This window comes from Massilia sp. IC2-476, assembly GCF_020707295.1.
In the GTDB taxonomy this organism is placed as follows: Bacteria; Pseudomonadota; Gammaproteobacteria; order Burkholderiales; family Burkholderiaceae_D; genus Telluria.
Window position 1 is genome coordinate 146,445 of sequence record NZ_JAJFER010000009.1, and the last position, 26,455, is coordinate 172,899.

Below are 26,455 nucleotides of genomic sequence, written 5' to 3' on the forward strand. Positions count from 1 at the left end.
CAGCTGAAGCATGGACACCACGCCCGCCGAATGGCTCATGAAGCGCAACTGCTCGCTCACGCCGCGCCAGGCGCTGCTCGTGTATGCGCTGCTGTGCGCCGCCACGCTCGGCATTGCCATCATGTTCACATTGCGCGGCGCCTGGATGGTGCTGGCCTTTGCCCTGATCGAGGCCACGGCCGTGGGCGCCGCCCTGCTCCACTACAGCCGCCACGCGCTCGACCACGAGCGCATCCTGCTGGAAGACGGCTGTTTGCTGGTGGAGCATGCCGACGGCGCGCGCCGCGTCGCGGTGCGGCTCGACCCGAGCCACGCCCGCGTCAGCCTGCCCGATACCGGCATGCGCACCCTAGTGGTGATCGAGGCACGCGGCGTGCGCGTCGAGACTGGACGTTTTCTGACACCCTCCGCACGCCTCGAGCTCGTCCGCGCCCTGCGGCGCGCGCTGCGCGGCGCCTCGCTGCTATATACGGGCCCATCCCGTCTCCTGTAAGCAAGCTCTTACACAAGCACGGCAACGGTACCGATATGGTGCACGCGCGCCACCACGGATAATGACGTCTTAACTGCGTGACAACAAACACGCTGAACGAGACACATCACAAGGATTCCATGAGCAACATGCAACAGGCCGGCGCCGTCGTCGTGCACGGCGGTGCGGGCGCACCGAAGGAAAACGAAGACGGCTGCGTGCTGGCCGCGCGGCGCGCGCTGGCGCAGCTCGAAGCCAATGGAGACGCCCTCGACGCCGCCATCATCGCCGTCACCACCCTCGAGGACGATGGCCGCTTCAATGCCGGCAGCGGTTCGGCGCTGGGCCTGGATGGCGAGACCATCGAAATGGACGCCTCGATCATGGATACCCGCGGGCGCCTTGGCACCGTGGCCGCGGTGCGCGACGTGAAGAATCCGGTCAAGCTGGCGCGCGCGATTGCCGACACCCCGCACGTCATGCTGGTGGCCGAAGGCGCACAGCGCCTGGCTCGTTCGCTCGGCATGCCGGGCGGCGCCCCGATCTCGGAACACCAGCGCGCCGAGCATCGACAGATCATGAAGGAACTGGCCGGCGCGGTGCCGGCCATGCCCGGCATCGACAACCGCCTGTTCGACCGCTTCTGGAACTACAAGACGCCGCTGCAGTTGCCCAAGTCGAGCGCCTGCGACACCGTCGGCGCCGTCGTGCGCGGCCCGGACGGCCACTTCGCCGTGGCCTGCTCGACCGGCGGCTCGGCGCCTTGCCTGCTGGGACGCGTGGGCGACAGCCCGATCATCGGCAGCGGCTTCTATGCGGGCTCGCTGGGCGCGATCGCCGCCACCGGGATCGGCGAACACATCGTGCGCCACCTGCTGGCGCGCACCGTCTACGGCTGGATCGAGCACGGCATGGCGCTCGACGAAGCCCTCAAGCGCGGCGTCGACCTGTTCCCGAAGGAGGTCGCGATTGGACTGATCGGCGTGACACGGACCGAGGCCTGCGCTTACGACAACCAGGGCATGCCCTACACGAAAATGACCCAACGATGAGCGAACGACAACACAAGAACGGCCACCTGGTGATCATTGGCGGCCATGAGGACCGCAAGCGTGAAATGGAAATCCTGAAGCGCTTCGTCGAGCTGTCCGGCGGCGCCGATGCCAACATCGTCGTGATCACGGCCGCCAGCACGATCGCCGACGAGATGTGGAGCATCTATGACGAAGCCTTTGGCTCGCTTGGCGTGGAGCGCCGCAGCCACCTCGAGGTGACCAGCCGGCAGGACGCCAACAGCGAGGACTTCGTGCGCCGGGTGGATGAGGCCACCGGCATCTTCATGACCGGCGGCGACCAGAAGCGCCTGCTGGCCCTGATCGGCGGCAGCGCACTCGACGCCGCGATGCATGTCGCGCTGAAGGTGCGCGGCGCCACCATCGGCGGCACCAGCGCCGGCGCCTCCGCCATGTCCGGGCACATGCTGGCCCAGGGCCGCGCCGAGATCCTGCCGGAGAAAGGCTCGGTCAGCCTCGGCGCAGGGCTCGGCTTCCTGCACCGCGTGGTGGTCGACCAGCACTTCTCGGAACGCCAGCGGCTCTCGCGCCTGCTCAGCGTGGTGGCCCAGAATCCTTACCTGCAGGGCATCGGCATCGACGAGGACACGGCCCTGGTGATCGACATCGGCGAGGGCATCGAAGTGCTGGGCCAGGGCGCGGTCACGATTGTCGACGGCCGCACCATGATCACCAACGTGGCTGACATCAAGGACCGCGACACGCCGGAACTGATCGACGTGCGCCTGCACCTGCTTCCAGCCGGGTCCAGCTACCGCCTGCCCGCTGCCGGCAGCGACCCGGCCAAGAGCCTGCCGCTGCCGCTGCTCGATTTTTTGGAAAATGTAACGAAACGGAACCCGCTTTCATGAAGATCAAGGAAAAACGCCTGCTGCGCGGCCCCAATCTGTATGCCGGCAGCCCCTGCCTGATGGCAGTCATCGACGACACCGGCGCCAAGGCGCTTGGCTTCGCCGCCCGCCTGTTCGCCCTGCTGCCCGAGCTGCCGCCCGACGCCGCCGTGCGCCTGGCTGACGACGCCCTGCTGGTCGAGGCAGTCGAGCCGGTCGTGATGGAACTGCAGCGCCTGGCCGGAGCCCCTGGAGGCGACGTCAAGGCGACCCTGGCGGTGCCGGGTGCGCCGCGCGCACGCCGCATCGTGTGCGGCTACGCCATCGAGCAGGTCGCCAGCAGCGCCCTGCGCGTTGCGCTCGACCTGGTCCAGGCGCTGGCCGAAGACCGCGCCTTCGACCTCGCGGCGGCCCTGCAAGAACTGCGCGAGACTGCGGAGGACTACGCGATCGGCACCAGCACCAACGCCGTGGTGCAGGCAGCCCTGCGCCGCGGCATCCCGGCGCTGCGTCTCACCGATGAAGCCAACCTGTTCCAGCTCGGCTGGGGCAGCCGCCAGAAGCGGCTGCAGGCGACCATCACCGGCGCCACCAATTCGATCGCCGTCGGCATCGCCAGCGACAAACAGCTCACCAAGGCCCTGCTGGAAGGCGCCGGCGTGCCGGTGCCGGCCGGCGCCACCGTCCGCACCGAGGAAGAAGCCCTGCGCGCGGCGCGCCGCCTGAACGGCGCCGCCACCATCAAGCCGCTCGACGGCAACCAGGGCAAGGGCGTCACCACCAACTGCGCCACGCCTGAGGAAGTGGTGCGCGCCTTCGCCCATGCGCGCAAGTACGGCCGCAAGATCATCGTCGAAGAACATCTGGTGGGACGCGACTACCGCGTGCTGGTCACCGGCCGCAAGGTGGCCGCCGCCTCCTGGCGCCGTCCGCCCTGCGTGACGGGCGACGGCCGCTCCACCATCCGCGAACTGGTCGAAATCGAGAACCGCAACCCGGCGCGCGGCGAAGGCCACACCAACATCCTGACCAAGATCCCGATGGACGCGCTGGCCGAGGAAACCCTGGCCAAGCAGGGCTACGATTTCGACACCGTGCTGGAACACGGGGTCACGGCCGACCTGCGTGGCAACGCCAACCTGTCCACCGGCGGCACCGCCGAGGACGTGACCGACCTGCTGCCGGAAGAAACCCGCGACATCTGCATCCGCGCCGCGCGCACCATCGGCCTGGACATCGCCGGCATCGACATCGTGTGCCAGGACATCTCCAAGCCCCTGCGCGGCCAGCGCGGCGGCATCATCGAGGTCAACGCGGCGCCCGGCATCCGCATGCACCAGTACCCGAGCCGCGGCACCCCGCGCGACGCCGGTGACGCCATCGTCGACTCCCTGTTCGGCGAGTGCAACGGGCGCATCCCGACGGTCGCCATCACCGGCACCAACGGCAAGACCACGACCTCGCTGCTGATAGCCCACGCCACCCGCATGGCGGGCCTGCGCACCGGCGTCACCACCACCGAGGGCGTGTACGTGGACGGCGTGCCGACCGTGAAGGGCGACTGCACCGGCTACCACTCGGCGCGCAGCATCCTCTCAAGCCCGGAAGTCGATTTCGCTGTCCTGGAAACGGCGCGCGGCGGCATCCTCAAGCGCGGCCTGGCCTATGACCACGTGGACGTGTCGGTGGTGCTGAATGTCTCCAGCGACCACCTCGGCCTGGACGGCGTCGAGACCCTCGACGACCTGGCCAAGGTCAAGGCGGTGGTCGCCGGGCGCGCCTCGCGCGCGGTGGTGCTCAACGCCGAAGACGACTACTGCGTGGCGATGGCCGAATCCCTGCGCGACGGCGTGGAGATCATCTACTTCTCGCTCGACGCCGACAATCCGGTACTGCTGCGCCACCTGGAGAACGGCGGGCGCGCCGTCTACCTGCAGGACCACACCCTGGTGCTGGCCAACGGCGCGCGCCACGAAGCGCTGCTCGATGCGCGCGATATGCCGGTCTCGCTGGGCGGCGCGGCGCGCTTCAACATCGCCAACGCGCTGGCTGCGGCGGGCGCCCTCACCGCCCACGGCTTCGGCAACGAAGAAATCGCCGACGGCCTGCGCAGCTTCGTCTCCGACGCCAAGCACAATCCGATCCGCTCGAACCTGTTCGACGTCGACGGCGTTGCCGTGATCGTCGACTACGCCCACAACTGCGCCGCCTACGCCGCGCTGGCCGAAAGCGCGCGCGCCATGAGCGCCGGCCGCCTGGTCGGTGTGGTGGCGGCGCCGGGCGACCGCCGCGACGCCGACCTGATCGACATCGGCCGCACCTGCGCCGCCGGTTTCGACGACCTGGTCGTGTTCGAGACCGAGAACCGCGGCAGGGCAAGTGGTGAAACCGCTGCGCTGCTGGTGCGTGGCGCCCGCCTGGGACGGCTGGCCGACGATTCGCTGAGCGTCGTGCTCGACTCGCGCGAGGCGATCCGCCACGGCCTGTCGCTGTGCAAGCCGGGCGACGTGCTGGTGTTCGGTTGCGGCAGCACCTTGTCAGAGCTGACCGATGCCATTCGTCCGGACAAGCCGGAACTGGCGCGCCGGATCGAGGCGGAAGCGATTTGAGCCGCCACCTCACCGATGTGAAAAAGGCCCCGTGAGGGGCCGTTTTACTTAAGCTCGTCTTAAACCAGGCTGATGTTGTTGGTTTATCAGTCCAACTTTTGCATTTCGTTACAAATTGCTATTTTAATGCTGACCCACAACTGTTACCTTGCTCATCCATAAACCGGCCCGCTCCTCGCGACAGCGCACCGGCCCGAATTCGGAAGGACAAGGTATGCAGAAAGTGTTGGCCGTTCTCTTCGCAGGCTTCATCGCCGCCGGCGCCGTCCAGGCGGCCGAGCCGATGCGCACCGCCCCGCAATCGTATGTGGGCGTGGGCGTGTCCAGCGTCGACTACGTCGGTGCTGCGACCAAGGCCAGCCCGAAAGTCTTCACCGGCTACCAGATCAAGCCGCAGCTCGCGCTGGAGGCCGGCGCGGTGGACCTGAAGAACGGCTACGGCATGTACATCGCCGTCAAGCCCAGCCTCCCCTTGAGCGAGAAGCTCTCTGCCTACGGCAAGGTCGGTGTGGGACAGACCCGCCGCCAGCCACTGCCGGCCGCGCCGACCCCGCTCGGCAAGAAAACCGATACCGGCGCCTATGGCGCCTTCGGCCTGCAGTATTCGATCAGCCCGAACGCTGCCGTCACGCTTGAAGTCGAGCGCCTGCCGCGCGAGAAGCCGAGCGCGCTCAAGCCCAACGTCTGGACCCTGGCGCTGCAGTTCCTGTTCTGATCCTGATATAAAAACAGGCGGCCCGCGGGCCGCCTGTCTTACGCGCTCACATCCTCACTTCTTCAGGTGCTTGTCGAGGAAGGCCAGGATCCTGGCGCTGGCCTCGATCTGGTTCTTCTTCTTGGAGAAGCCGTGTCCCTCGTCCGGGAACACGATGTACTCGACCTCCACCCCGTTCTTGCGCACGCCTTCGACGATCTCGTCGCTCTCGGGCTTGATCACGCGCGGGTCGTTCGCGCCCTGGATGACCATCAGCGGCTTGCGGATGTTCGCCGCGTGGAACAGCGGTGAGGTCGCGACCAGGAATTCCTTGTCCTTCACCGGGTCGCCGATCTCGTCGTACAGCGCCTTGCGCTGCGCTTCCCAGTAGGGCGGAATGCTCTCCAGGGTGCGCACCCAGTTGCTCACGCCGAAGATGTCGATGCCGACCTTGAAGGCTTCCGGCCGGAAGGCCATCGCCGCCAGGGTCATGTAGCCGCCATAGCTGCCGCCCATGATCGCCACGCGTTCCGGATCGATGTAACCGAGGCTGGCGAGCCAGGTCTTGGCCTCGACGCAATCCCACAGCGGCTCGCGGCCATGCTTGCGGTCGTCGGCGGTGAAGAACGTCTTGCCGTAGCCCGAACTGCCGCGGTTGTTGATGCCAAGTACCGCATAGCCGTGGTTCACCAGGTACTGGATCTGGGCGCTGTAGCCGCGCGTGGTCTGCCCGCCAGGGCCGCCGTGCACGTAGACGATGGCGGGCACCTTGCTGGTGGCGGAGGCGCCCTTCGGCTTGTAGTAGATCGACGGAATCACCATGCCGTCGAAGGAGCGGAAGCGCACCACCTCGGCCTCGACCAGGTCGTTCGGATCGATTTCCTTGTTCAGGCTCTGGGTCAGCTGGGTGGTCTTCCTGCTGCCAAAGTCGTGCACGTACAGGTTGCTCGGCGAGCGGTCGCCGTTGAGATAGAACGCGACCAGGCGGCCGCTCGGCGAGAAGGTGGTCTGGCGGATCTCGCCGCCCGGGAGCCTGGGCATCGCCACCGGCTTGCCCGCCACGTCGACGACGCGCACATCGATGCTGCCGTCACGGTTGACCACGCTCACCCGGTGCTGTCCGTTGCGCGAATAGCTCGCGCCCAGCAGGTCCCAGTCGGCCTTCTCGACCTCGCTGACCTGGCCGCTGGCGAGGTCGTAGCTGGCGATGCGATTGAATTCGCCGCCGTCGTTGGTGGTGAACAGCAGGCGCTTCGATTCCGGATCGAAGGTCGAGGCCGAGTAGCTGGCGGTGCCCTTGTGCGGCGTGATGTGTTTCATCTCGCGCGTGGCGACGTTATACAGGTAGACGTCGCTGTCGGCCGTGGTGTTGGGCTTGTCGAAGGCCAGCCACTTGCCGTCGCGGCTGATGCTCGAGACGTTCATGCCGCTCTCGTTCTGGTACACGACGCTGCGCTTGTAGTCCTTTGCGTCATGCAGGTAAAGGTCGAAGAACTTCGGATCGCGCTCGTTGGTCAGCACATAGAAGCCGCTGCCATCGGGGCGCCAGCCGGCGAACATCGCGCGGTGCTTGTCGCCCGGGGTCAGGTCGGTTTCCTTGCCGTCGAGTTCGCGCACGAAGACGTGGTTGCGCTCGTTGCCGCCGCTGTCGCGCGTGAACAGGATGCGGTCGTCGTTGTAGAAGTAGCCGATGGCATAGGTGCTGTCGGTGGTCGAGCGGGTCAGTGCTACCTGCTTGCCGCCGCCGACGGGCATCGTGTAGACATTGAAGATGCCCGAGGCGTTGCTGCTGAAGAGGATGTTCTTCTCGTCCTTGCTGAAGGAGGCGCCGGTGACCGAAGTCGTCGCCATGAACTGCTCGATCGTGTAGCGCTTGGGCGTTTTCTGGGCCTTCTGGACCTTGGCCGCCGGCGCGGTGGTCGCGGCGTGGGCTGGGGCGAAGGCGGCGTGCACGCATAGGGCGAGCGCGGACAGGTGGACGACGGAACGGACCAGACGCATGGGCTTCTCCATATTGTTAGCTAGAAAGACAACGGGTCGAGTGTTGCAAACCCGGCTAGCCATGTCAACATGCAGCAAAGCGCTTATGCCTGACGCCTGAAATGAAAAACGGACTCACCTTGCTAGTGAGTCCGTTTCGCTTTGCGTCGTCAAGGCCGGCGCTTCAGACCTGCGACGCCACTAGGTCGGCACTCTCCGGATCGTTCACGCGCAGCGCATCGACGAAGACCTGCAGCGAGGAGCCGCAGGCGAACACCATCACGTCGCCCGGACGGCACAGGCTCAGGCCATGGCGAATCGCCTCGCCCACTTCGATCACGCGGTGCAGCGTGTCGCTGATGCCGCCGGTTTCTTCCGCACCGTCCAGGATCAGGTCCACCGCCTCGCCCACGGCGCGGCCGCGGCTCTGGGACTCGTACACCACCAGTTCGTCGAAGCGCTCGCCGCACACGCGGCCGACGTCGCGCAGGTCTTCGTCGCGGCGGTCGCCCGGCGCCGTCACCACGCCCACCAGCTGGCCCGGCAGCAGCGCGCGCGCCATCTCGGCCATCGCCTTGTAGGCGGCCGGGTTGTGCGCGTAGTCGACGATCACGGTCACGCCGCGGATGTCGAACATGTTGGTGCGCAGCGGATTGGTGCGGCCATTCGACACGAAGGTGGACAGGCCGGTGGCGATCTGCAGGTTGGTGAAGCCGGACGCCATCAGGGCCGCCGCGGCGGCCAGGCTGTTGGCGATGTTGAAGCGCGCACGGCCACCGAAAGCGACCGGCATGCTCTCGACCCGCACCAGTTCCTGGTGCAGGTTGCCGTCTGCGACCACGACGGCATTGTCCTGCAGGTAGACGCCGCGGCCGCCGTCTTCCAGGTGCTGCAGGAAGACCGGGTTTTCCGCGTCCATCGAGAAGTACACGATCTCCGCTTCCGGCTTCGCGCGCCGGCCCATCGCGACGCACAGCGGGTCCTCGGCATTGAGCACCACGGCCTTCGAGGCCGAGGTCGCGACCACGGCCTTCACCTGCGCCAGGTCTTCCACCGTATCGACACCGTCCAGGCCCAGGTGGTCGGCTGCGATGTTGAGCACCACGCCGACGTCGCAGCGGTCGAAGGCCAGGCCGCGCTTGAGAATGCCGCCGCGCGCCGTTTCCAGCACCGCGAATTCGACGTCGGGCGAACCGAGCACGGTGCGCGCCGACCAGTAGCCGGTGCAGTCGCCCTTGGTCACCTGCTTGCCGTCGATGAACACGCCTTCGGTGGTGGTCACGCCCGCCACCTTGCCCGCCATGCGCACCGTGTGCCCCACCAGCAGCGTGGTGGTGGTCTTGCCGTTAGTGCCGGTGATGGCCACTGTCGGGATGCGGCCATCCGAATCGCCCATCAGGCCCTGCACGATGGCGTCGCCGGCGTCGCGCGGCTCGCCGCTGCTCGGGTACTGGTGCATGCGGATGCCGGGCGCCGCATTGACTTCGATGACGGCGCCGCGCTGGGCGTCGAGCGGCATCGCGATGTCGCGGCAGACGATGTCGATGCCGGCCACGTCCAGCCCGATCTTGGCGGCCGCGCGCACGCACAGCAGACGGGTCGATTCCGGCAGCAGGTCGGTCACATCCTCGGCGGTGCCGCCGGTGGATAGGTTGGCGTTGCCGCGCAGTTCGGCGGGGACGCCCGCGGGCAGCACGCTGTCGAAGTCATGGCCCTGCTTGCGCAGCATGTCGGCGGCGTGGTCGTCGAGCGAGATCTTGGTGAGGATGTTGGTGTGGCCGGCGCCGCGCGCCGGATTCTCGTTCTCGCGCTCGACCAGTTCACGGATGGTCGACTCGCCATCGCCCACCACGTGGGCCGGGCGGCGGTAGGAGGCGGCGGCGACCTTGCCGCCTGCGACCAGCACGCGGTAGTCGCGGCCTTCGACGAAGCGCTCGACGATGATGCGGCGTCCGTACTGGCGCGCGAAGTCAAAGGCGCGCGCCACCTGTTCGGCATCGCGGCAGTCGACGGTGACGCCCTTGCCCTGGTTGCCGTCGAGCGGTTTCAGCGTGACCGGCGCCTTCATGCGCGCGGCTGCCCGCTGCGCCTCGTCGACGCTGGTCACCACCGAGCCTTCCGGCACCGGCACGCCAGCTTCCTTGAGCAGGGTCTTGGTCAGCTGCTTGTCGCTGGCGATCTTCACCGCGATGAAGCTGGTGTCGCCGGTGGTGGTGGCCTGCAGGCGCTTCTGCTTCGCGCCCCAGCCCAGCAGGAACAGGTTGGCGTCCTCGGTGATGCGCTGGGTCGGAATGCCGCGCTCGTGCGCTGCCGCCAGCACCGCCGCGGTGCTGGTGCCGATCGCGTGGCGCGCCACGATATCGCGCAGCTCCTCCAGGCGCGGCGCCAGGTCGAACTCCTCTTCATTGCCCAGGCTCGTCACCAGGTCGACGGCCAGCTGGAAGGCAGGCTGCACCAGTTTTTCGGACTGGTAGGCGCACACGATACGGAACACGCCGGGACGGCCCGCGACCGGGCGCGTGCGCCCGTAGCTGGCGGGGGCGCCGGCCTGCGTCTGCAGATCGAGCGTGACCTGCTCGACCACGCGGCCCAGGTAGGTGCCTTCGCGCAGGCGCTGGGCGAAGCCGCCGCGCTGGCCGATCGGCAGCAGCTGGCCGGCCAGCGATGGCAGCGCATTCAAGAGCGCCTCATTGAAACCGGGGATGTCTTTCGAGGAGATGCCGTACAGCTCCTGCAGATCGATGACGCTCAGCAGGCAGGGGGAATCGGCGTGGACGTTTGGTCCGCGCAAGAAGCGTTGTTCCAGGATTTGCACGAATAGATCCTTGTAATAATAATGATGTGCGCACCGGGCGGCTGCCCGGTGCGCGGGAAAACTGGTGCACCCACCACGCCGACGATCAGGCGTCGAACAGCCGGGTGTACATGCGGGTGGCCATCAGGCCCACCGCCGTGTGGTGGATCTCGGGCGACATCAGGCCGCCCAGCAATTCCATCGCCTGCTGCTTGCCCGGCGCGGCGGCGACCTGTTCTTCGAGCAGCCGGAGTTCGTTGTCCGGCGCTTCCAGGCGCGGGTGGCGGCGAATCAGGCCGCGTTCCGGGAAATGCTCGCTGCGGTCCTGCTGCTGGCCCAGGTTGTCGAGGGTGCGCTGGCGGGCGCGCCAGGTCAGCGCGCGCGGGCCTTCCGCACGTCCACCCTCAGGCTTGCTGGTGATCCAGTCGCGCAGCACCTGCTGCTCGTAGGCGCTGAACACGCCGAACATCTCGGCCTTCTCGCCGTGCACCAGGCCCCAGAAGCGGCTGTGCTCGACGGCCTCGCCGCGCTTGATCCAGCCGGCCTTCTCCAGCGCCGCCAGGAAGTCGGGAATCTTGGCCGGGTCGCCCAGCCAGTCGTTGACCGAGCGGCCGGCCACGCGGCAGTAATCCGAGTGCATGTTCTTGCCCACGCTGCTCTTGGCGGCGAGGATGCTCACCAGTTCACCCTGCAGGTCGAATTCGGCGATGCTGGACGTGGTGCTGGCGCCGATGTCGTTCAGGCGGTAGCCGTCCATCACGCGGCGGTAGAAGGCGTCGCGGTCGCCCACGCGCGGCATCAGGTTCTTCAGGGCCTGCACCGCCTTCTGGGCGTGGCCGCTGGCGGCGTTGTCCACGGTGACGTGCAGCGTGAAGTAGTACGGGTCGATGCCGAATTCGTTCAGCTCATACGAGGTGATGAGCAGGTGCAGTGGCAGCTGCTCGTAGCCCAGGTTGTAGCCGATGACTTCGGGCAGGAAGTGCTCGACGTTGTGGCCCAGCGCGAGCTGGATCGCACCCTGCACGAAGTGCTCGTCGTCCAGGTTCTCCCAGCCCTCGACGCCGTGCGTCGCCAGCAGCTTGCGGTAGATCGTGACGTGGTTCTTGTCGGGCAGGCCCTCGCCCAGCTCTTCCAGGTAGGTCTTGATCAGCTCATGGTAGGCCGGGTTGTCCCAGTGCTTGAGCAGGCCGTAGAGCCAGGCGCCGTCCACCAGCTTGGTCGCGGCCACCGCCTTGATGAAATACAGCGCGTGCGCGCGGCACGAGAAATAGCGGCGCGGCGCGCCGTTCTTGCGGGCGGCCAGGTAGTCGCGGTACTCGGCGCCAACGGCGTCGGTGCGCTCTTCGACCCAGCCCGGGAGTTCGGCCAGCGAGGAAGGCAGGTCGGCGGGCAGCGCCTGTACCGCCGCGATCTGGTCGGCGAGATAGGCGCGCGCCTCGTCCGCGTGCGCGCCCGGGTTGTCGTACAGCGCGAAGTACAAGGCCTTGGAGCGCTCACGGGTGGCCGGAGCGCGGCGGGCCGCAGAGGCGGTGGCATCTGCTAACAGCATCGAATTCATGGTCTCGGATCGTGTTGTTGGTCTGGTAGGACGATAGACAACATTATCCAGACTGAACTATTTGCACGAAATCGGTAGCCGCGCTGTGAGTATGTAAGAGTCGGATTACAAAAGTACAAACACGGTACAACAGATTTTCTTACCAGATGGTCAAGATCCCGATTGCGTATCCGCCCCGCGCTGCATGTCCGCCGCTTCCGGATCGCCTTTCGCCTGGGCCTCGTCGTACTGCTCCCGCTGTTTGTCGACCGTGTGCGGCGGCAGTGGCGGGATGTTCGGATCCACCACCACTTCCAGCACGAAGGGCTTGTCGGCGGCCAGCGCCCGCTCCCACGCGGCCCCGAGTGCGTCCGGGTCGTCCACGCGCAGGCCGTCCAGGCCCAGCATGCGCGCGTAGTCCGCGTAGGAAAAGTCGGGCAGTTGCTGCGAGGGCTCGTACTTGGGCTGGCCCTGCATGCCGCGCTGTTCCCAGGTCACGAAGTTCAGGTCGCGGTTGTTCAGCACCAGTACGATCAAGGTGGGATTGGTCCAGCGCTGGCGGTGCCAGGCGATCGACATCAGGCCGTTGATGCCGTTCATCTGCATCGCCCCGTCGCCGGCCAGCGCGATCACGGGACGGTCCGGGTGGGCCAGCTTGGCCGCCAACGCGTAGGGCACGGCCGAGCCCATGGTGGCGAGCGTACCGGATAGCGATGCCAGCATGCCGGGCCGCAGCTGCAGGTGCAGCGCATACCAGGCCGCCACCGAACCGGAGTCCCCGGCCAGGATGACATCGTCCGGGAGGCGCGGCGACAGCTCGCTGAACACGCGCTGCGGGTTGATCGGTTCGGCGGGCTCCATGGCCTTTCGCGCGAGCTGGCTGCGGCTGTGCGCCACCTTGGCCTCGATCCGTTCGCGCCAGCTGCGTTCCTGCTTGCGATCGAGGAGCGGGATCAGGGCGCGCAGCGTGGCCCTGGCATCGCCCAGCAGGTTCGCTTCCATCGGATAGCGCAGGCTGAGCATGCGGCCGTCGATGTCGACCTGCACCCCGCGCGCCTGCCCTTCCGGCGGCAGGAACTCGGCATACGGAAAGCTCGAGCCGACCATCAGCAGCGTGTCGCACTCTTCCATCATGTCGTTGCTGGCGCTGGTGCCGATGATGCCGATCGACCCGGTGACGAAGGGCGGGGCATCCGGCACCACGGCCTTGCCCAGCAGCGCCTTGGCGATGCCGGCGCCCAGCAGTTCCGCGACTTCAAGCACTTCCGCGTGCGCGCCATGGGCGCCGGCGCCCGCCAGGATCGCCACCTTGCGGCCGGCGTTCAGGATCGCGGCCGCCTGGCGCAGGGCATCCTCGGGCGGCACCGGCGCGCTCGCCGGAGCGCCGATACCGCTGTAGGTATAGCCGTGCTCACGCGGCGGGCTCGGTACGGCGTCCTGCTCCTGCAGGTCGTTGGGCAGGATGATGCAGGTGACGCAACGCTCGCTGATGGCGATGCGCAGCGCGCGGTCGACCAGGTGGCGCAACTGTTCCGGGGAGCTCGCCATCTGCACGTATTCGCCGGCCACGTCCTTGAACAGCGTGACCAGGTCGACTTCCTGCTGGTAGCTGGCGCCCAGGGCGCTGCGCGTTTGCTGGCCGACGATGGCGACCACTGGTTGGTGGTCGAGCTTGGCGTCGTACAGGCCGTTGAGCAGGTGAATGGCGCCGGGACCGGAGGTGGCCAGGCACACGCCCACCTCGCCCGAGAACTTGGCGTGGCCGCAGGCCATGAAGGCTGCCATTTCCTCGTGCCGGGTCTGGATGAACTCGACCGCCTGCTGGCGTCCGAAGGCGGCCATGATGCCGTTGATCCCGTCGCCGGGATAGCCGAACACGCGCCGCACGCCCCATCCGTGCAGGCGTTCGAGCAGGAAGTCGCCAAGCGTTGCCATTTGTTCCCCCTTTCAGTCGCGTTTACAGCCGGGCACCCATCCTGGGGTCCGCGATCAGGTGGCCGCCCGACACGCTCACCGGCACCGCGCCCTGCCCCAGCATGCGCGCCACGGCGCGGTCGCCATCGCCGGGCGTGACCTCGACCGCGCGCATGCCTTCCAGCGGCAGGAGCACCTCGAATCCGGCCTCGATCCCGTCCAGCACGGTATTCAGCACGCAGTAGTCGGTGGCGAGCCCGCACACGGCCAAGCGGGTGATGCCTTCAGCGCGCATGCTGCGCGCCAGGCCGGTGCCGTTGAAGGCGGAATAGGCGTCCTCCGCCTCAAGCACGGCCTTGGAGACGACGATGGCGTCCCGCGGCAGGCGCAGCGCCGCGCTGAAGGCCGCACCGATGGTATCCGCCACGCAGTGCGGCGGCCACGGTCCGCCCTGGGCCGCGAACGAGCAGTGCTGCCCGGGGTGCCAGTCGCGCGAGGCGTAGATGGGCAGCCGCTGTTCCCGGTACAGGTCGATGAGTGCGTTGATCGGTTCGATCACCAGGTCGCCGCGCGGCACGGCCAGGCTGCCGCCGGGGAGGAAGTCGTTCTGCATGTCGACGATCAGGAGGGCGTCGCCCTTGCCGAGCACGATGGCGCTCATGGAAGCATTCTCCGCAAAGCCGCCGCCCGGGATGGCGGCGTTCATCGGGAGCTTAGCACGGCCCCGAAATGCAGGACGCCCGGCCACCTTGCGGGGGCCGGGCGTCACGGAGAGCTCAGGCGGCGCTGCTTATGCCTTGTTCAGCAGCGAACGCTGGCGCGCGTACAGGAAGTACACCGCCAGGCCGATCGCCAGCCAGATGATGAAGGCCACCCAGGTGTGCCAGCTGAGGAAGGACATCAGGGCCAGGCAGAAGATGATCGCCAGGGCCGGGATCACCGGCACGCCCGGGCAGCGGAAGGCGCGGTGCAGATCCGGGCGCTTCTTGCGCAGGATGATCACGGCCAGCGACACCAGCGAGAACGCGGCCAGGGTGCCGATGTTGACCAGTTCGGCCAGCACGTCGAGCGGAACCAGGCCGGCGAGCAAGCCGAACACGATCCCGACCATCCAGGTGGCGAAGTACGGGGTGCCGTATTTCGGATGCACTTCCGACAGCTTGGCCGGCAGCAGGCCGTCGCGCGACATCGCGAACAGGATGCGGGTCTGGCCATAGGCCATCACCAGCATCACGGTGCTCATGCCCAGGATCGCGGCCAGGTCGACGAAGCCGGCAACCCAGTCCTGGCCGGCGAACTGCAGGGCCAGCGAGACCGGGTGGTCGACGCCCTTGAACTGCATGAACGGGACGATGCCGGTCATGATGGCGGCCACGATCACGTACAGCACGGTGCAGACGGCCAGCGAGCCGATGATGCCGATCGGGAGGTCCTTGGACGGGTTCTTGACTTCCTCGGCGGCCGAGGTGACGGCGTCGAAGCCGATGAAGGCGAAGAACACCAGCGCGGCGGCGCTCATCACGCTGCTGAAGCCGAAGGGCATGAAGGGCTGCCAGTTGTCCGGCTTGACGTAATTGACGCCGACCACGATGAACAGGATCACGACGCCGGTCTTGATGATCACCATGATGTTGTTCAGGCGCGCCGATTCGCGCACGCCCATCGACAGGATCCAGGTCAGGAACATCATGATCAGGAAGGCCGGCAGGTTGAACATGGTGTTCACGCCGGGCTGGGCGCCCGGGGCCGCGCGCAGCGCTTCCGGCAGCACGATGCCGATACCCTTGAGCAGCGACTGGAAGTAGCCGGACCAGCCCACCGCGACGGTCGAGGTGGCCAGGCCGTATTCGAGCAGCAGGTCCCAGCCGATCATCCAGGCGACGATCTCGCCCAGGGTGAAATAGCTGTAGGTGTAGATCGAGCCGGCCACCGGCACGCTCGAGGCAAACTCGGCATAGCAGAGTGCGGCGAAACCGCAGGCCAGTGCGGCGACGACGAAGGAGAGCGTCAGGGCCGGACCTGCGGTGACGGCGCCGGTGCCGGTGAGCACGAAGATACCGGTGCCGATGATGGCGCCGATGCCCATGAGGACGAGGTCGAACGGACCGAGCACCTTCTTGAGACCGCCCGGCTTCTGGGCCGCCGCGACCATCGTGTCAAGATTTTTGGTTCTGAAAAGACTCACTACTCATTCTCCAATCAAAAAATAGTTGGTTCCGCGTCCTTGTTTTGCCGGGGCACCGTATGCCCGCGGTCGCGCGCGCCATCCGGCCGGTAGACCCGATGCCTGACCCGTGAACCGAGTACGCCATACTGCTGCTCGTCGTTCGTACGCGCAATGCTGCAGACGTGACATTATCACCAGATTGTTGTTTGGAATCAAAGTAAAGTAATGAAAGTCGAATAATTTCTCCGTTCCAATCAGAAATTGTGTCCGTTGCGTATACATCGCGCGTCACCTTCGGCGCTTGATTTCCACAAGTCAACAGAACATAATCGGTGGAACGCCGTATCGCGCGGCGTCGAGCCGCCCGGCCTCCCGCCGCGCACCGCCCGCTTCCACCGACCACGATGACGACTCCACTGGCATCCCGCAGGACAAGGCGGGCCTGGCGCAAGGCCCTCCCGGCCCTGCTGCTGGCGCTGGCCGTTGCGGCGCCAGGGGCGATGGCGCAGGACGAACATCAGGTCGCGGCCCAGCTGCGCCTGCGCGAGCTGGCGCAGCTGGCGGAGCGCAACAACCCGCAGGCGCGCAGCCTGCTGCTGGCCGAAGCCGCCAGCCTCACCCGAAACGCACCCTACCCGGTGCAGGTCGCCTACCTGCGCCTGCTGCGCCGCATCCACAGCGACGCCGGCCAGCTCGGCGAAGCGTATGCGGTCGACGAACGCCTGATCAAGCTTGCGGGTGCACAGGGCGATCATGCGCAGCTGGCCCTCGCCAGCCTCGGCCGGGTGCACAAGCGCCTTAACGACAACGATCCGGCCGCCGCCATGGCGCTGCTGGAAACCCTGAACGGCCAGTACCGCGAACTCGGCAACAGCGAGTTCGAGGCGAATGCCGAAGTGGCCTACGGCGCGATCTACAACACCACCGGCCAGCACGACCTCGCACTTGGGCACTACCTGCGCGCGCTCGAGCTGGTGCAGCGCTTCCCCGAGCTGTGGAGCCCGCGCGAAGCCGACCTGCGCCTGGCGCTGGCGCGCCTGTACGTGAACAGCGGCGAAGCCGTCAAGGCGCTGGAATCGACCCGCGCCTACCGCCAGGGCCGCAGCGGCAGCGACCCGATGACGCCGCGGGTCGAGGCCCTGATGCACTTCATGGATGGACGCGCCTTCGTTTCGCTGAACCAGCTGCCGCAGGCGCACGCCGCCTTCAATCGCGCGCTGGTGCTGGCGCGCCGCCACGAGCTGCGCTGGATCGAGGCGAATGTGCTGGGCAACGTCTCGGACGCATGGCTGCGCGGCCACAACTATGTCGAAGCCGAGCGCGCCGCGCGTTCCGCGGTCGCCCTGTCGGAACAGGTAGCCGACCAGAGCGTGATCCAGATGGTGTACGCCAACCTGGGCTTTGCCCTGTTCGGCCAGGGCCGCATGGCCGAAGGCACGGTCTACATCGACCGCACCGCGCAGGAACTGCGCAAGGCCGGCGCCATGCTGGCGGTCTCGAACATCCTGGCCGAAAAGAGCGAAGCGCTGGAAAAGGCCGGCCTGCACCGGCAGGCCCTGGCCACCGTGCGCGAACGCGAGAAGATCCAGGAGAGCCTGGCCATCGAGAGCCGCGACAAGGCCTTCGCCGCCCTGCAGGAACAGTTCAGCGCCAAGCAGCGCGCCGCCCAGATCGAGCGCCTGCGCCAGGAAAATGCGGTCAAGGATGCGGAGATCCGCAACCGCAGCCTGCGCACGGCCCTGGCCTCGCTGGGTGCGGTGCTGGCGCTGGTGCTGTCCGGCTTCGTCTTCATGTTGTACCGCAGGTCGCAGGCGACCGGACGGCGCCTGGCGGAACTGAACGCCGAACTGGCGCACCATTCGGCGCACGATCCGCTCACCGGTCTGTACAACCGCCGCTCGTTCGTGGAGCGCATGCGCGACCAGCAACCGATGGGCGCCGGCGAGCGGCAGAACGACTGCTTCACCCTGCTCGACATCGACCACTTCAAGCGCATCAACGACCAGCACGGCCACGCCGCCGGCGACACGGTGCTGGTCGAGGTTGGCCGCCGCCTGAACGAGGTGGTGCGCGAATCCGACATGGTGCTGCGCTGGGGCGGCGAAGAATTCCTCGTGTATTCGCAGGGCGTGTCCGACGCCCAGCGCCCGCTGCTGGTGCAGCGCATCCTGAATGCGATCGCGGCCGCGCCGGTGATGCTGGAAGACGGCACCGCCCTGCAGGTCAGCGCCACCGCCGGCGCCGTGTCGCTGGCGCCCGGCGCGGGCGCCCCGATCGGCTGGGAACAGGCCATCGCACTGGCCGACCGCGCGCTCTACAAGGGCAAGGAAGCGGGCCGCAACCGCGGCTTCATCGTGGAAGGCGTTGACAGTGCGCCCGGCCAGGGGAACCTGGATGAAAGCAGGCTGCGCCTGCAGCTGGTGATGCCGGATGTGTACTGGCAGCCGGCTTCGTAAACTGCCGGCCCGGCCAAGGCATCAGGCCCTGCTGCGCTTGGCCGCGGCCTTCCCCGCCATCCCCACCACGATTTGCACCAGCGCCGCCGGCCGCAGGGGCTTGGCCATGTATTCGTCGAATCCGGCCTCCAGAGCGCGCTGCTGGTCCTCGCGGCGCGAGAACGCGGTCAGCGCAATGGCGGGCACGCTTGACACGGCGCACTCGCGCGCGGCGCGGATGCGCCGGATCAGCTCGAAGCCATCCATCAGCGGCATGCCGATATCGCTGATCAACAGGTCCGGGCGCTCGCGCTCGATCATGCGCAGCGCGTCGCCCGCGCTCATCGCGGTGAGGATGCGGGCGCCGGTCTCGGACAGCACCTGCTGCACCAGCTCCAGCGAATCGGGTTCGTCGTCCACCACCAGCACCGACAGGCCCGCTAGGCTGCCGCCGGCCGCGGCGCGCGCGTCCTCGCCCGGCGCAGCGGTGGGCGCCGCCGTCGGCTCGGGCGTGGCGCCGCCGTGGTGGATCGGCAGGTGCACGGTGAAGGTGGCGCCGCGCCCGGTCCCGCCGCTGGCGACCGTGATCGCACCACCCTGCAGCTCGACCAGCTGGCGCGCGATCGCCAGGCCCAGCCCGAGGCCGCCATGGCGGCGCGCCGACGAGGAGTCGGCCTGGCGGAAGCGGTCGAACACATAGGGTAGGAATTCGGGATCGATGCCGATGCCGGAATCGGCCACGTCGATCGACACTTCGTCGCCCTCGCGCGTCACGCTCACCGCCACCCGGCCGCCAGGCTCGGTGAACTTGATCGCGTTCGACACCAGGTTCGACATCACCTGCTGCATGCGCCCGGGGTCGCCCAGCACCGGCCCGGCGTCATAGTCGACGTCGGACACCAGGTGGATCTGCTTGGCGATCGCCGCCGGGCGCGCGGTCTCGAGCGCGGCGTTGACGAATTCGGCCGCCGTCACCGGGCGCGTCTCGACCCGGATCTTGCCGGCGATGAGGCGGCTCATGTCCAGCATGTCTTCGATCAGCTGCGACTGGGCGCGTGCATTGCGTTCGATGGTCTCCAGGCCGCGCCGCAGCATGGCCTCGTCGCGCGCGCCCTGCAGCAGCAGCTGCGACCAGCCCAGCATCGCGTTGAGCGGGGTGCGCAGCTCGTGCGACAGCGTGGCCAGGAACTCGTCCTTTAGCTGGCTCAGGTGCTCGGCCTCGACCCGCGCCTTCTGCTCGCGCAGGTAGAGTTCCTGGCGCTCGGCCGCCGTCTCCAGCGAGGCCGCCAGGGTGCGGTTGCGCGACTCGAGCCGGGTATCGAAGATGGCGGCCAGCAGTGCGATGCTGAGCACGGCGAAGGTCGCCACCGCGACCAGGATCGCCAGGTGGTCCTGGTTGACGCCATTCTCGGCGGCGCGGCAGATGCTGTTGGCCTCGAAGTGGGCCGCGGCCATGCCGGTGTAGTGCATGCCGGCGATCGCACCGCCCATCACGACGGCGGCGCCCAGCTGCACCAGGCGCGGGTGGCGCATGCTGGCGCCCAGCCGGAAGCCGATCCAGAGCGCGCCGGCGGACGCGCCGATCGCGATCGCCACCGAAGCGAGGAACAGCCAGGGATCATAGGTGATCGGCGGATCCATGCGCATGCCGGCCATGCCGGTGTAATGCATGGCGTTGATGCCCAGGCCCATCAACACCGCGCCCCAGGCCAGGTGGCGCCCGCCCAGCTCGCGGTGGCGCAGCTGCCACAGGGCCAGGCCGGAGACGACGACCGGCAGCAGCCAGGATACGAAGGTGATCCACGGATCGTAAGCGAGCGGCATCGGCAGGCGGAACGCGAGCATGCCGATGAAGTGCATGGCCCAGATGCCGCTGCCCATGGCAAAGGCGCCGCCGGCCATCCAGAAATGCCGCGCCACGCCCTGGACGGCCTTGACCCGCACCGCCAGGCTCAGGGCCGTGTAGGAGGCGAAGATCGCCGCCAGGATCGAGAGCAGCACCAGGCTTGGTTGATAGTGGCCGATCAGCATGGGAGGTCGTGGTTTCCTAATGGTTCCGCAGCGCGCAGGGCAATCCTCGTGCTTTCGAGTGTACACGAGCGGCACCAGCGCACGCCCTGACAGCTAGCCGGCACGGCGCCATCATTTGCCGTGCGGCAATTCTACAGGATCGGGCAAGCGGCGGCGCACGCCCGATGCGCCTGCGCCACAGTGCGGATCAGGCCGCGCTGCTGTCGCCGTCCGCCACCACGCGGTCGCGCCCGCCCCGCTTGGCCGCGTACAGGGCCTTGTCGGCCGCCTCGATCAGCAGCGCCGGCGTGTTCAGGCGCTCGGGGTCACAGGCCGCCACGCCGATGCTGAGGGTGACCCAGGGCCGCACGGCCGACGGCGCATGCGGCATGTTCAGCCCCGCCACATGGGCGCGGATCGCCTCGGCATGGGCGCGCGCCTGCTCCAGCGTGGTGTCGGGCAGGATCGCGGCGAACTCCTCGCCGCCGTAGCGCGCCGCGACGTCGGCCGGGCGCTTGCACATGGCCGCCAGCGCCTGCGCCACCGCGGTCAGGCAGGCATCGCCTTCCTGGTGGCCGAAGTGGTCGTTGTAGGCCTTGAAGGAATCGATGTCCATCAGCAGCAGCGACAGCGCGCCGCCGTTGCGCTGGGCGCGCCGCAGTTCGCGGTCGAGGGCGACGTCGAAGTGGCGGCGGTTGGCGATGCCGGTCAGACCATCGATATAGGAACGGGCGCGCAGCGACTCGGCGTGGTCGAGCAGGCGGCGCTCGCGGTCGGCCGCGCCGCTGACGTCGCGGATCTCGATCAGGCAGAAGCGCTCGCCGCCTTCGCTGAACGGCGTCACGCTGACCGCCTGCTCGATGCGCTCGCCGTCGAAGCTGCCCGCTTCACGCAGCGGGAACGGGGTGCGGCCGCTGGACGCCGGCACCGTGGTCGCCAGCTCTTCGGTCAGCGCCGCCAGCACCGCAGCCTCGACCCGCGAACCGCGCAGCTCGGGGAACACATCGTACAGGGAGCGGTCGCGCACGCGCGCGGCGCCATAGCCTGAACGCGGCACCATCCAGCCGTTCCACAGCACGATCTCGTGCGCGGCATCGAGCACGACCAGACCGCAGTCGACGAGGTTGAGGGCGCGCGCGGCCAGCGCGCTGTCGGGTTCGGGCTTGGTATGCATCGCCGGCTAGCAGAAAGATGTCGAAAGGAAACTAACGGATGATACCCGAGTTCTCTGGTCCGATGTCTCCTTCCGCCCCCAGGATCGCTGCCAGCTGTTCCGGTGCGGCGGGTTTGAGCAGGTGATGGTCGAAGCCCGCTTCGCGCGAACGCGCGCGGTCTTCCTGCGCACCCCACCCGGTCAGCGCCACCAGGCGCAGGTCATTCAGTCCGGGCAAGGCGCGCAGGGCGCGTGCGGTCTGGTAGCCATCTATGCCGGGCATGCCGATGTCGAGGAAGGCCAGGTCGGGTGCGAACGCCGGCGCCGCCTGCAGTGCCTGGGCGCCGTCGTAGACCGTGCGCACCGTATGCCCACCCGCCTGCAGCAGCGCAGCGAGCGAGTCGGCGGCATCGGTGTTGTCATCGGCGACCAGGATGCGCATGCTGGCCCCGGTGCGTGCGCCAGTGCCGTCGTGGGCCGACGGTTCACCCTCGGCCCCTACCTGCGCCGCCGGCAGGCGCACGGTGAAGCTGCTGCCCTGGCCTGGTCCCCGGCTTTCGGCGGCGACGGTGCCACCATGCAGCATCACCAGGTGGCGCACCAGCGAGAGCCCGATCCCGAGCCCGCCCTTGGAGCGGTCCAGGCTGCGCGCGACCTGGGTGAACATGTCGAAGATCGAGCCGAGCGCGTCCTGGGCGATGCCGATGCCGGTGTCCGATACCCGCAGCACCACGGCGCCCTCCTCCATGCCGCCCTCGATCCGCACCCGCCCGCCCGGCGGCGTGTACTTGGCGGCGTTCGACAGCAGGTTGCTCAGCACCTGGCTCAGGCGCACATGGTCGGCATCCAGCCACAGCGGCTGTTCCGGCACCTCCAGGTCCAGCGTGTGGCGCGCCGCCTCCAGCAGGGGCATGCTGGTCTCGACGGCGCTGGCGACCACCGCCTGCAGTGTGACGCGCTCGACCTTCAGCACCACCTTACCGGTCGAGACGCGGGCGATGTCGAGCAGGTCGTTGATCAGGTGGACCATGTGTCCGACCTGGCGCTCCATCATGGCGCGCACCCGCGCCATCGCTTCCGGCTTGCCCTCGCTGACGCGCAGCACCTCCAGTCCGTTGCGGATCGGCGCCAGCGGATTGCGCAGTTCGTGCGCCAGCGTGGCCAGGAATTCCGACTTGTGGCGGTCGGCCTCGCGCAGGGCTTCGGTCGAGCGCACCCGCTCGATGTGGGCCCAGCAGCGCTCGACCACGGCGTCGACCAGCGCGATCTCGTCCGCCGTCCAGCGCCGCGGCGTGCGCTGGTGCACCGCCATCATCGCCACCAGCCTGCCCTGCTTGACCAGCGGGCAGCAGATGATGGCCTTGATGCCGATCCGGTTGAACATGTCGGCGCCGTCGTCGGGCGCGAGTTCCGCGTCGACATCGTTGACCACCAGATTGAGGCCCACCCGCAGCCGGGACGTGGCGCGCGAGCCGAACAGGTCGAGCGAGTAGACGCCGACGGTGCTGAAGGCGCCCGGCTCGGTCCAGTCGTGGCGGATGGTGAAGCGGTCGTTGTCGGGTTCGAGGTCGGCGTAGGCGACGCGGGTCACGCCCAGGTGTTCGCCCAGCAGCCGCGTGGCGCCCTCCATGATGGCCTTGGGATCGGCCGCGATCCGGGTCGCCTCTCCGATGTCGTCCAGCAGGCGCAGGCGCTCCTCGACCCGGCGCCGCTCGGTGCCGTCGGCGCCGGTGGCGGACAGGCACTCGACCCGGCCATCGTCGCCGAAGAGTGGCGCGATGACGACGTCGGCATGGCGCCGGCTCCCGTCCGCGCTGAAGTACGGCAGGCCGCAGCGAAACACCGTCCCGGAGGCTGCCTGAGCCACACCGGCGCGCACCTGCTGCACCAGCGCCGGGTCGCCGCGCCACCAGCCGCCTTCCCACAGTGGCCTTCCCACCACTTCTTCACGCAGGTAAGCCCAGGGCGCGAGCGCCTGGCGGTTGACCTCGACCACTGTGCCGCCTGGGGTCAGCAGGGCTGCGTACTCGGTGCTTTGCTCGAAAAAGGCGCGCAACATGGCGCCCTGGCGGACCTGGTCGCGCGCTTGGATGGACGAGTCGGGTGGATTCATGCGGATCGGGCTTCCTGTCGCGGCGAGGTCATGGGCCGATACCTTACCACTTCAGACACCCCGCCGTGTCAAAACGCGTATTTGCAAAAAATGGACGCTCGTGATTTTTCGTGAGCCTTGGAGCATATCTTTCCGGATACGATCAAGTCTGGTGCGGTCGACTGACTGCAAATGAGAAGTGACATGGGCGAACGGAAGGAACAAGCAATGGCTGGCAAAATGATGGGTGAAGAATTCGGCATCGATATGGTCGTGACGGACGCGGTAGGCAGCGAGCTGGCCGCGGCCGCGCCATCCCTGAACGCCCCGTGGCCTGCCGCGCCGCATGAACTGCGCCGCCTGCGCATCCGCAAGCGCGAAAGCCAGGAGAAATTCTGGAGCCGCTTCGGCGTGACCCAGTCCAGCGGCAGCCGCTTCGAAACCGGCGTCGTGATCCCGCCGCCCGTGGCAATCCTGCTGCGCCTGTACGTGAACGGCACGCTCAAGGACGAAGACCTGCACGGCTGAGCAGCCGGCGACGCCATCCGCTGCGCCCCGGCAGCGGACGGCGCACGTAGTGCCTCACTCTGCACTACTTCTGTTTTTATGAAGTAATAGTTCTGTATTCTTCGCTTTTCCCGGGGTATCCGGGTGCCTTATCCTTATGCATGAGCAGCGCGGCTCAGGAAGCCGCCTGCCGCTATCGATCAACGCACACCGGAACCATGAAACGCATTGTCCTTCTCATCGCGACCAACTTCGCCATCATGCTGGTGCTGGGCATCTCGGCCAGCCTGCTCGGCGTCAACCGCTTCCTCACTGCCAATGGCCTGAATCTCGGCGCCCTGCTCGTCTTCGCAGGCCTGATGGGCTTCGGCGGCGCCTTCATCTCGCTCCTGATCTCCAAGCCGATGGCCAAGTGGTCGACGGGCGCGCGCGTGATCGCGCAGCCGGCCAACGCCACCGAAGCCTGGCTGCTGTCGACCGTGGCCGCACAGGCCCAGCGCGCCGGCATCGCCATGCCGGAAGTCGCGGTGTATGAGGGCGAGCCGAATGCCTTCGCGACCGGCGCCTCGAAGAACGCTTCGCTGGTGGCGGTGTCCACGGGCCTCCTGGCCTCGATGACCCAGGAAGAAGTCGAAGCGGTGCTGGCGCACGAAGTCGCCCACATCGCCAACGGCGACATGGTGACCCTGACCCTGATCCAGGGCGTGGTGAACACCTTCGTGATCTTCCTGGCGCGCGTGGTCGCCTACGCGGTCGACAGTTTCCTGCGCAAGGACGAGGAAAACACCGGCCCCGGCATCGCTTACACCATCACGGCCATCGTTTGCGATATCCTGTTCGGCATCCTGGCCAGCATCATCGTGGCCTGGTTCTCGCGCCAGCGCGAATACCGCGCCGACCGCGGCGCCGCCAGCATCATGGGCAGCCCGCGTCCGATGATCGCGGCCCTGCAGCGCCTGGGCGGCCTGGCGCAGGGCGCGCTGCCGAAGAACATGGCGGCGTCGGGCATCGCCGGCGGCGGCGTGCTGTCGCTGTTCAGCAGCCACCCGTCGTGCGAGGATCGCGTCGCCGCGCTCCAGCGCGCCTGATCAACAAGAACAAAGAATAAAGGAGACCCGGGCCAGGATGCGCTACTCGACACTCGTGCTGCCGACGCTGTTCGCGATCGGACTGGCGCTGCTGCTGCAGCACTTCCTCGGCTCGCTGGCCTGGGCCGGCCTGCTGGCGGTCATCACCTGGCCGCTGCACCAACGCCTGCAGGCGCGCGGCCTGCCGCGCATGGCCAGCGCCAGCATCCTGCTCGGACTGCTGATCCTCTGCTTCGTCGGTCCCTCGCTGCTGTTGATCAAGGCGCTCGGCAACGAGCTGGTCGGCATCCAGCGCCTGCTGTTCGAACTCAACAAGGTCGGCCTGCCGGCGCCCAGCTGGCTGCAGGGCATCCCGCTGGTGGCCGAGCGCATCCTCGCGTGGTGGAACGAGCACCTGGCGGTGCCGGGCGGCCTGAACGCGCTGATCCAGACCACGCTGGGCGACGTCATGCCGCACCTGACCGGCGCGGCGCGCTTCTGGGGTTCGGTGATCCTCGCCAACGCGCTGTACCTGTTCCTCACGCTGCTGACCCTGTTCATCCTCTACCTGCACGGGCCGGCCGTGGTGCGCTACGTCGACGGCGCGGGAGTGCGCCTGCTGCCCGATCATTACCCCAACCTGCGCCGCATCCTGCCGCTGTCGGTGCGCGGCACCGCGCTCGGCCTGTGCTCGATCGCGGTGCTCGAAGGGGTCGTGCTCGGCATCGCCTACTACGTCGCCGGCGCACCGGCCCCGGCCCTGCTCGGCGTGATCACCGGCTACCTGGCCCTGATCCCGGGCGGCGCGCCGCTGTCCTTCACCATGGTCTCCCTCCTGCTACTCGGCCAGGGCAATGCGGGCGCGGCGCTCGGCCTGTTCACCTGGGGCGCCGTGGAGCTGTTCATGGTCGACAAGTTCATCCGCCCGAAACTGATCGGGCATCGCGTCAACCTGCCCTTCCTGGCAGTGCTGTTCGGCCTGCTCGGGGGCGTGTCGACGCTGGGCGTGATCGGCCTGTTCGTTGGCCCCTTCATGATGGCGGTGCTGTTCAGCTGGCTGCGCGCGAACCAGACTGCGTCCTAAGGCGCACGGCACAAAGCAAAAGGCCCGCAGCGTTTGT

The 26,455-nt window shown here is 67.8% G+C and carries 18 protein-coding genes; 9 read left to right on the forward strand and 9 right to left on the reverse strand.

What is annotated here, in order from left to right; translation table 11 throughout:
* Positions 1-10: 10 nt before the first annotated feature.
* The 5 genes from LK539_RS21330 to LK539_RS21350 all read left to right on the forward strand — a co-directional run bounded on the left by LK539_RS21330 (position 11) and on the right by LK539_RS21350 (position 5,699).
* Positions 11-493, forward strand: a complete 483-nt coding sequence (locus tag LK539_RS21330) for a DUF2244 domain-containing protein (protein ID WP_227803073.1) — start codon at positions 11-13, stop codon at positions 491-493.
* Positions 494-612: 119 nt separating this feature from the next.
* A complete protein-coding gene (locus LK539_RS21335) occupies positions 613-1,524 on the forward strand; it encodes an isoaspartyl peptidase/L-asparaginase (protein WP_227803074.1) in 912 nt (303 codons plus the stop codon).
* Entirely contained in the window at positions 1,521-2,396 is an 876-nt protein-coding gene (locus tag LK539_RS21340; protein ID WP_227803075.1) for a cyanophycinase, read from the forward strand. Before LK539_RS21335 ends, LK539_RS21340 begins: the two co-directional genes overlap by 4 nt.
* Entirely contained in the window at positions 2,393-4,984 is a 2,592-nt protein-coding gene (gene cphA / locus LK539_RS21345) for a cyanophycin synthetase (protein WP_227803076.1), read from the forward strand. The genes LK539_RS21340 and cphA (LK539_RS21345) overlap by 4 nt, the downstream gene beginning before the upstream one ends.
* A 214-nt stretch (positions 4,985-5,198) precedes the next feature.
* The gene (locus LK539_RS21350) at positions 5,199-5,699 is read left to right on the forward strand and encodes an outer membrane beta-barrel protein (protein WP_227803077.1); all 501 of its coding nucleotides are present in this window, start codon (positions 5,199-5,201) and stop codon (positions 5,697-5,699) included.
* A gap of 54 nt (positions 5,700-5,753) precedes the next feature.
* Here the strand turns inward: LK539_RS21350 and LK539_RS21355 are convergent, their stop codons facing one another.
* The 6 genes from LK539_RS21355 to LK539_RS21380 all read right to left on the reverse strand — a co-directional run bounded on the left by LK539_RS21355 (position 5,754) and on the right by LK539_RS21380 (position 16,088).
* Positions 5,754-7,679, reverse strand: a complete 1,926-nt coding sequence (locus LK539_RS21355) for a S9 family peptidase (protein ID WP_227803078.1) — start codon at positions 7,677-7,679, stop codon at positions 5,754-5,756.
* A 163-nt stretch (positions 7,680-7,842) separates the two neighbouring features.
* Complete coding sequence (gene cphA / locus LK539_RS21360) at positions 7,843-10,473, reverse strand: cyanophycin synthetase (RefSeq protein ID WP_227803079.1); 2,631 nt, start codon at positions 10,471-10,473, stop codon at positions 7,843-7,845.
* Between the two features lie 85 nt (positions 10,474-10,558).
* Positions 10,559-12,010 (reverse strand): iron-containing redox enzyme family protein, encoded by a 1,452-nt coding sequence (locus tag LK539_RS21365; protein ID WP_227803080.1) that lies wholly within the window; start codon positions 12,008-12,010, stop codon positions 10,559-10,561.
* A 150-nt stretch (positions 12,011-12,160) separates the two neighbouring features.
* Complete coding sequence (locus tag LK539_RS21370; protein ID WP_227803081.1) at positions 12,161-13,924, reverse strand: thiamine pyrophosphate-requiring protein; 1,764 nt, start codon at positions 13,922-13,924, stop codon at positions 12,161-12,163.
* Positions 13,925-13,946: 22 nt separating this feature from the next.
* Positions 13,947-14,609 carry an isochorismatase family protein gene (locus LK539_RS21375; RefSeq protein WP_227803082.1) on the reverse strand — a complete coding sequence of 221 codons (663 nt, stop codon included), beginning with the start codon at positions 14,607-14,609 and terminating at the stop codon, positions 13,947-13,949.
* An 84-nt stretch (positions 14,610-14,693) separates the two neighbouring features.
* Entirely contained in the window at positions 14,694-16,088 is a 1,395-nt protein-coding gene (locus tag LK539_RS21380; protein ID WP_373889583.1) for an amino acid permease, read from the reverse strand.
* Between the two features lie 386 nt (positions 16,089-16,474).
* On the opposite strand from LK539_RS21380, the gene LK539_RS21385 reads away from it, so the two are divergent.
* Complete coding sequence (locus LK539_RS21385; protein ID WP_227803083.1) at positions 16,475-18,526, forward strand: tetratricopeptide repeat-containing diguanylate cyclase; 2,052 nt, start codon at positions 16,475-16,477, stop codon at positions 18,524-18,526.
* A 21-nt stretch (positions 18,527-18,547) separates the two neighbouring features.
* On the opposite strand, the gene LK539_RS21390 is transcribed toward LK539_RS21385, so the two are convergent.
* The 3 genes from LK539_RS21390 to LK539_RS21400 all read right to left on the reverse strand — a co-directional run bounded on the left by LK539_RS21390 (position 18,548) and on the right by LK539_RS21400 (position 23,781).
* Complete coding sequence (locus LK539_RS21390; RefSeq protein WP_227803084.1) at positions 18,548-20,536, reverse strand: MHYT domain-containing protein; 1,989 nt, start codon at positions 20,534-20,536, stop codon at positions 18,548-18,550.
* Positions 20,537-20,723: 187 nt separating this feature from the next.
* Positions 20,724-21,689 carry a GGDEF domain-containing protein gene (locus LK539_RS21395; protein WP_227803085.1) on the reverse strand — a complete coding sequence of 322 codons (966 nt, stop codon included), beginning with the start codon at positions 21,687-21,689 and terminating at the stop codon, positions 20,724-20,726.
* A 31-nt stretch (positions 21,690-21,720) separates the two neighbouring features.
* Positions 21,721-23,781, reverse strand: coding sequence for an ATP-binding protein (locus LK539_RS21400; protein ID WP_227803086.1), 2,061 nt, complete (start codon positions 23,779-23,781; stop codon positions 21,721-21,723).
* A gap of 207 nt (positions 23,782-23,988) precedes the next feature.
* Here LK539_RS21400 and LK539_RS21405 point away from each other — a divergent pair, with 207 nt between their 5' ends.
* The 3 genes from LK539_RS21405 to LK539_RS21415 all read left to right on the forward strand — a co-directional run bounded on the left by LK539_RS21405 (position 23,989) and on the right by LK539_RS21415 (position 26,418).
* Positions 23,989-24,288: a DNA-binding transcriptional regulator gene (locus tag LK539_RS21405; RefSeq protein ID WP_227811616.1), complete on the forward strand. Its 300-nt coding sequence runs from the start codon at positions 23,989-23,991 to the stop codon at positions 24,286-24,288.
* Positions 24,289-24,485: 197 nt separating this feature from the next.
* A complete protein-coding gene (gene htpX, locus LK539_RS21410; protein WP_227803087.1) occupies positions 24,486-25,355 on the forward strand; it encodes a protease HtpX in 870 nt (289 codons plus the stop codon).
* Positions 25,356-25,392: 37 nt separating this feature from the next.
* A complete protein-coding gene (locus LK539_RS21415; protein ID WP_227803088.1) occupies positions 25,393-26,418 on the forward strand; it encodes an AI-2E family transporter in 1,026 nt (341 codons plus the stop codon).
* The last annotated feature ends 37 nt before the right edge of the window (positions 26,419-26,455 follow it).

What these genes read in the sequence shown, in the direction of transcription:
- LK539_RS21335 (WP_227803074.1), top strand. Translation starts at nt 613, where the DNA reads ATGAGCAACATGCAACAGGCCGGCGCCGTCGTCGTGCACGGCGGTGCG.
- LK539_RS21330 (WP_227803073.1), top strand. Translation starts at nt 11, where the DNA reads ATGGACACCACGCCCGCCGAATGGCTCATGAAGCGCAACTGCTCGCTC.
- LK539_RS21350 (WP_227803077.1), top strand. Translation starts at nt 5,199, where the DNA reads ATGCAGAAAGTGTTGGCCGTTCTCTTCGCAGGCTTCATCGCCGCCGGC.
- LK539_RS21370 (WP_227803081.1), bottom strand. Translation starts at nt 13,924, where the DNA reads ATGGCAACGCTTGGCGACTTCCTGCTCGAACGCCTGCACGGATGGGGC.
- LK539_RS21415 (WP_227803088.1), top strand. Translation starts at nt 25,393, where the DNA reads ATGCGCTACTCGACACTCGTGCTGCCGACGCTGTTCGCGATCGGACTG.
- LK539_RS21375 (WP_227803082.1), bottom strand. Translation starts at nt 14,609, where the DNA reads ATGAACGCCGCCATCCCGGGCGGCGGCTTTGCGGAGAATGCTTCCATG.
- cphA (WP_227803076.1), top strand. Translation starts at nt 2,393, where the DNA reads ATGAAGATCAAGGAAAAACGCCTGCTGCGCGGCCCCAATCTGTATGCC.
- LK539_RS21385 (WP_227803083.1), top strand. Translation starts at nt 16,475, where the DNA reads ATGACGACTCCACTGGCATCCCGCAGGACAAGGCGGGCCTGGCGCAAG.
- LK539_RS21365 (WP_227803080.1), bottom strand. Translation starts at nt 12,010, where the DNA reads ATGAATTCGATGCTGTTAGCAGATGCCACCGCCTCTGCGGCCCGCCGC.
- LK539_RS21355 (WP_227803078.1), bottom strand. Translation starts at nt 7,679, where the DNA reads ATGCGTCTGGTCCGTTCCGTCGTCCACCTGTCCGCGCTCGCCCTATGC.
- LK539_RS21395 (WP_227803085.1), bottom strand. Translation starts at nt 21,689, where the DNA reads ATGCATACCAAGCCCGAACCCGACAGCGCGCTGGCCGCGCGCGCCCTC.
- LK539_RS21340 (WP_227803075.1), top strand. Translation starts at nt 1,521, where the DNA reads ATGAGCGAACGACAACACAAGAACGGCCACCTGGTGATCATTGGCGGC.
- LK539_RS21390 (WP_227803084.1), bottom strand. Translation starts at nt 20,536, where the DNA reads ATGCTGATCGGCCACTATCAACCAAGCCTGGTGCTGCTCTCGATCCTG.
- htpX (WP_227803087.1), top strand. Translation starts at nt 24,486, where the DNA reads ATGAAACGCATTGTCCTTCTCATCGCGACCAACTTCGCCATCATGCTG.
- LK539_RS21400 (WP_227803086.1), bottom strand. Translation starts at nt 23,781, where the DNA reads ATGAATCCACCCGACTCGTCCATCCAAGCGCGCGACCAGGTCCGCCAG.
- LK539_RS21405 (WP_227811616.1), top strand. Translation starts at nt 23,989, where the DNA reads ATGGCTGGCAAAATGATGGGTGAAGAATTCGGCATCGATATGGTCGTG.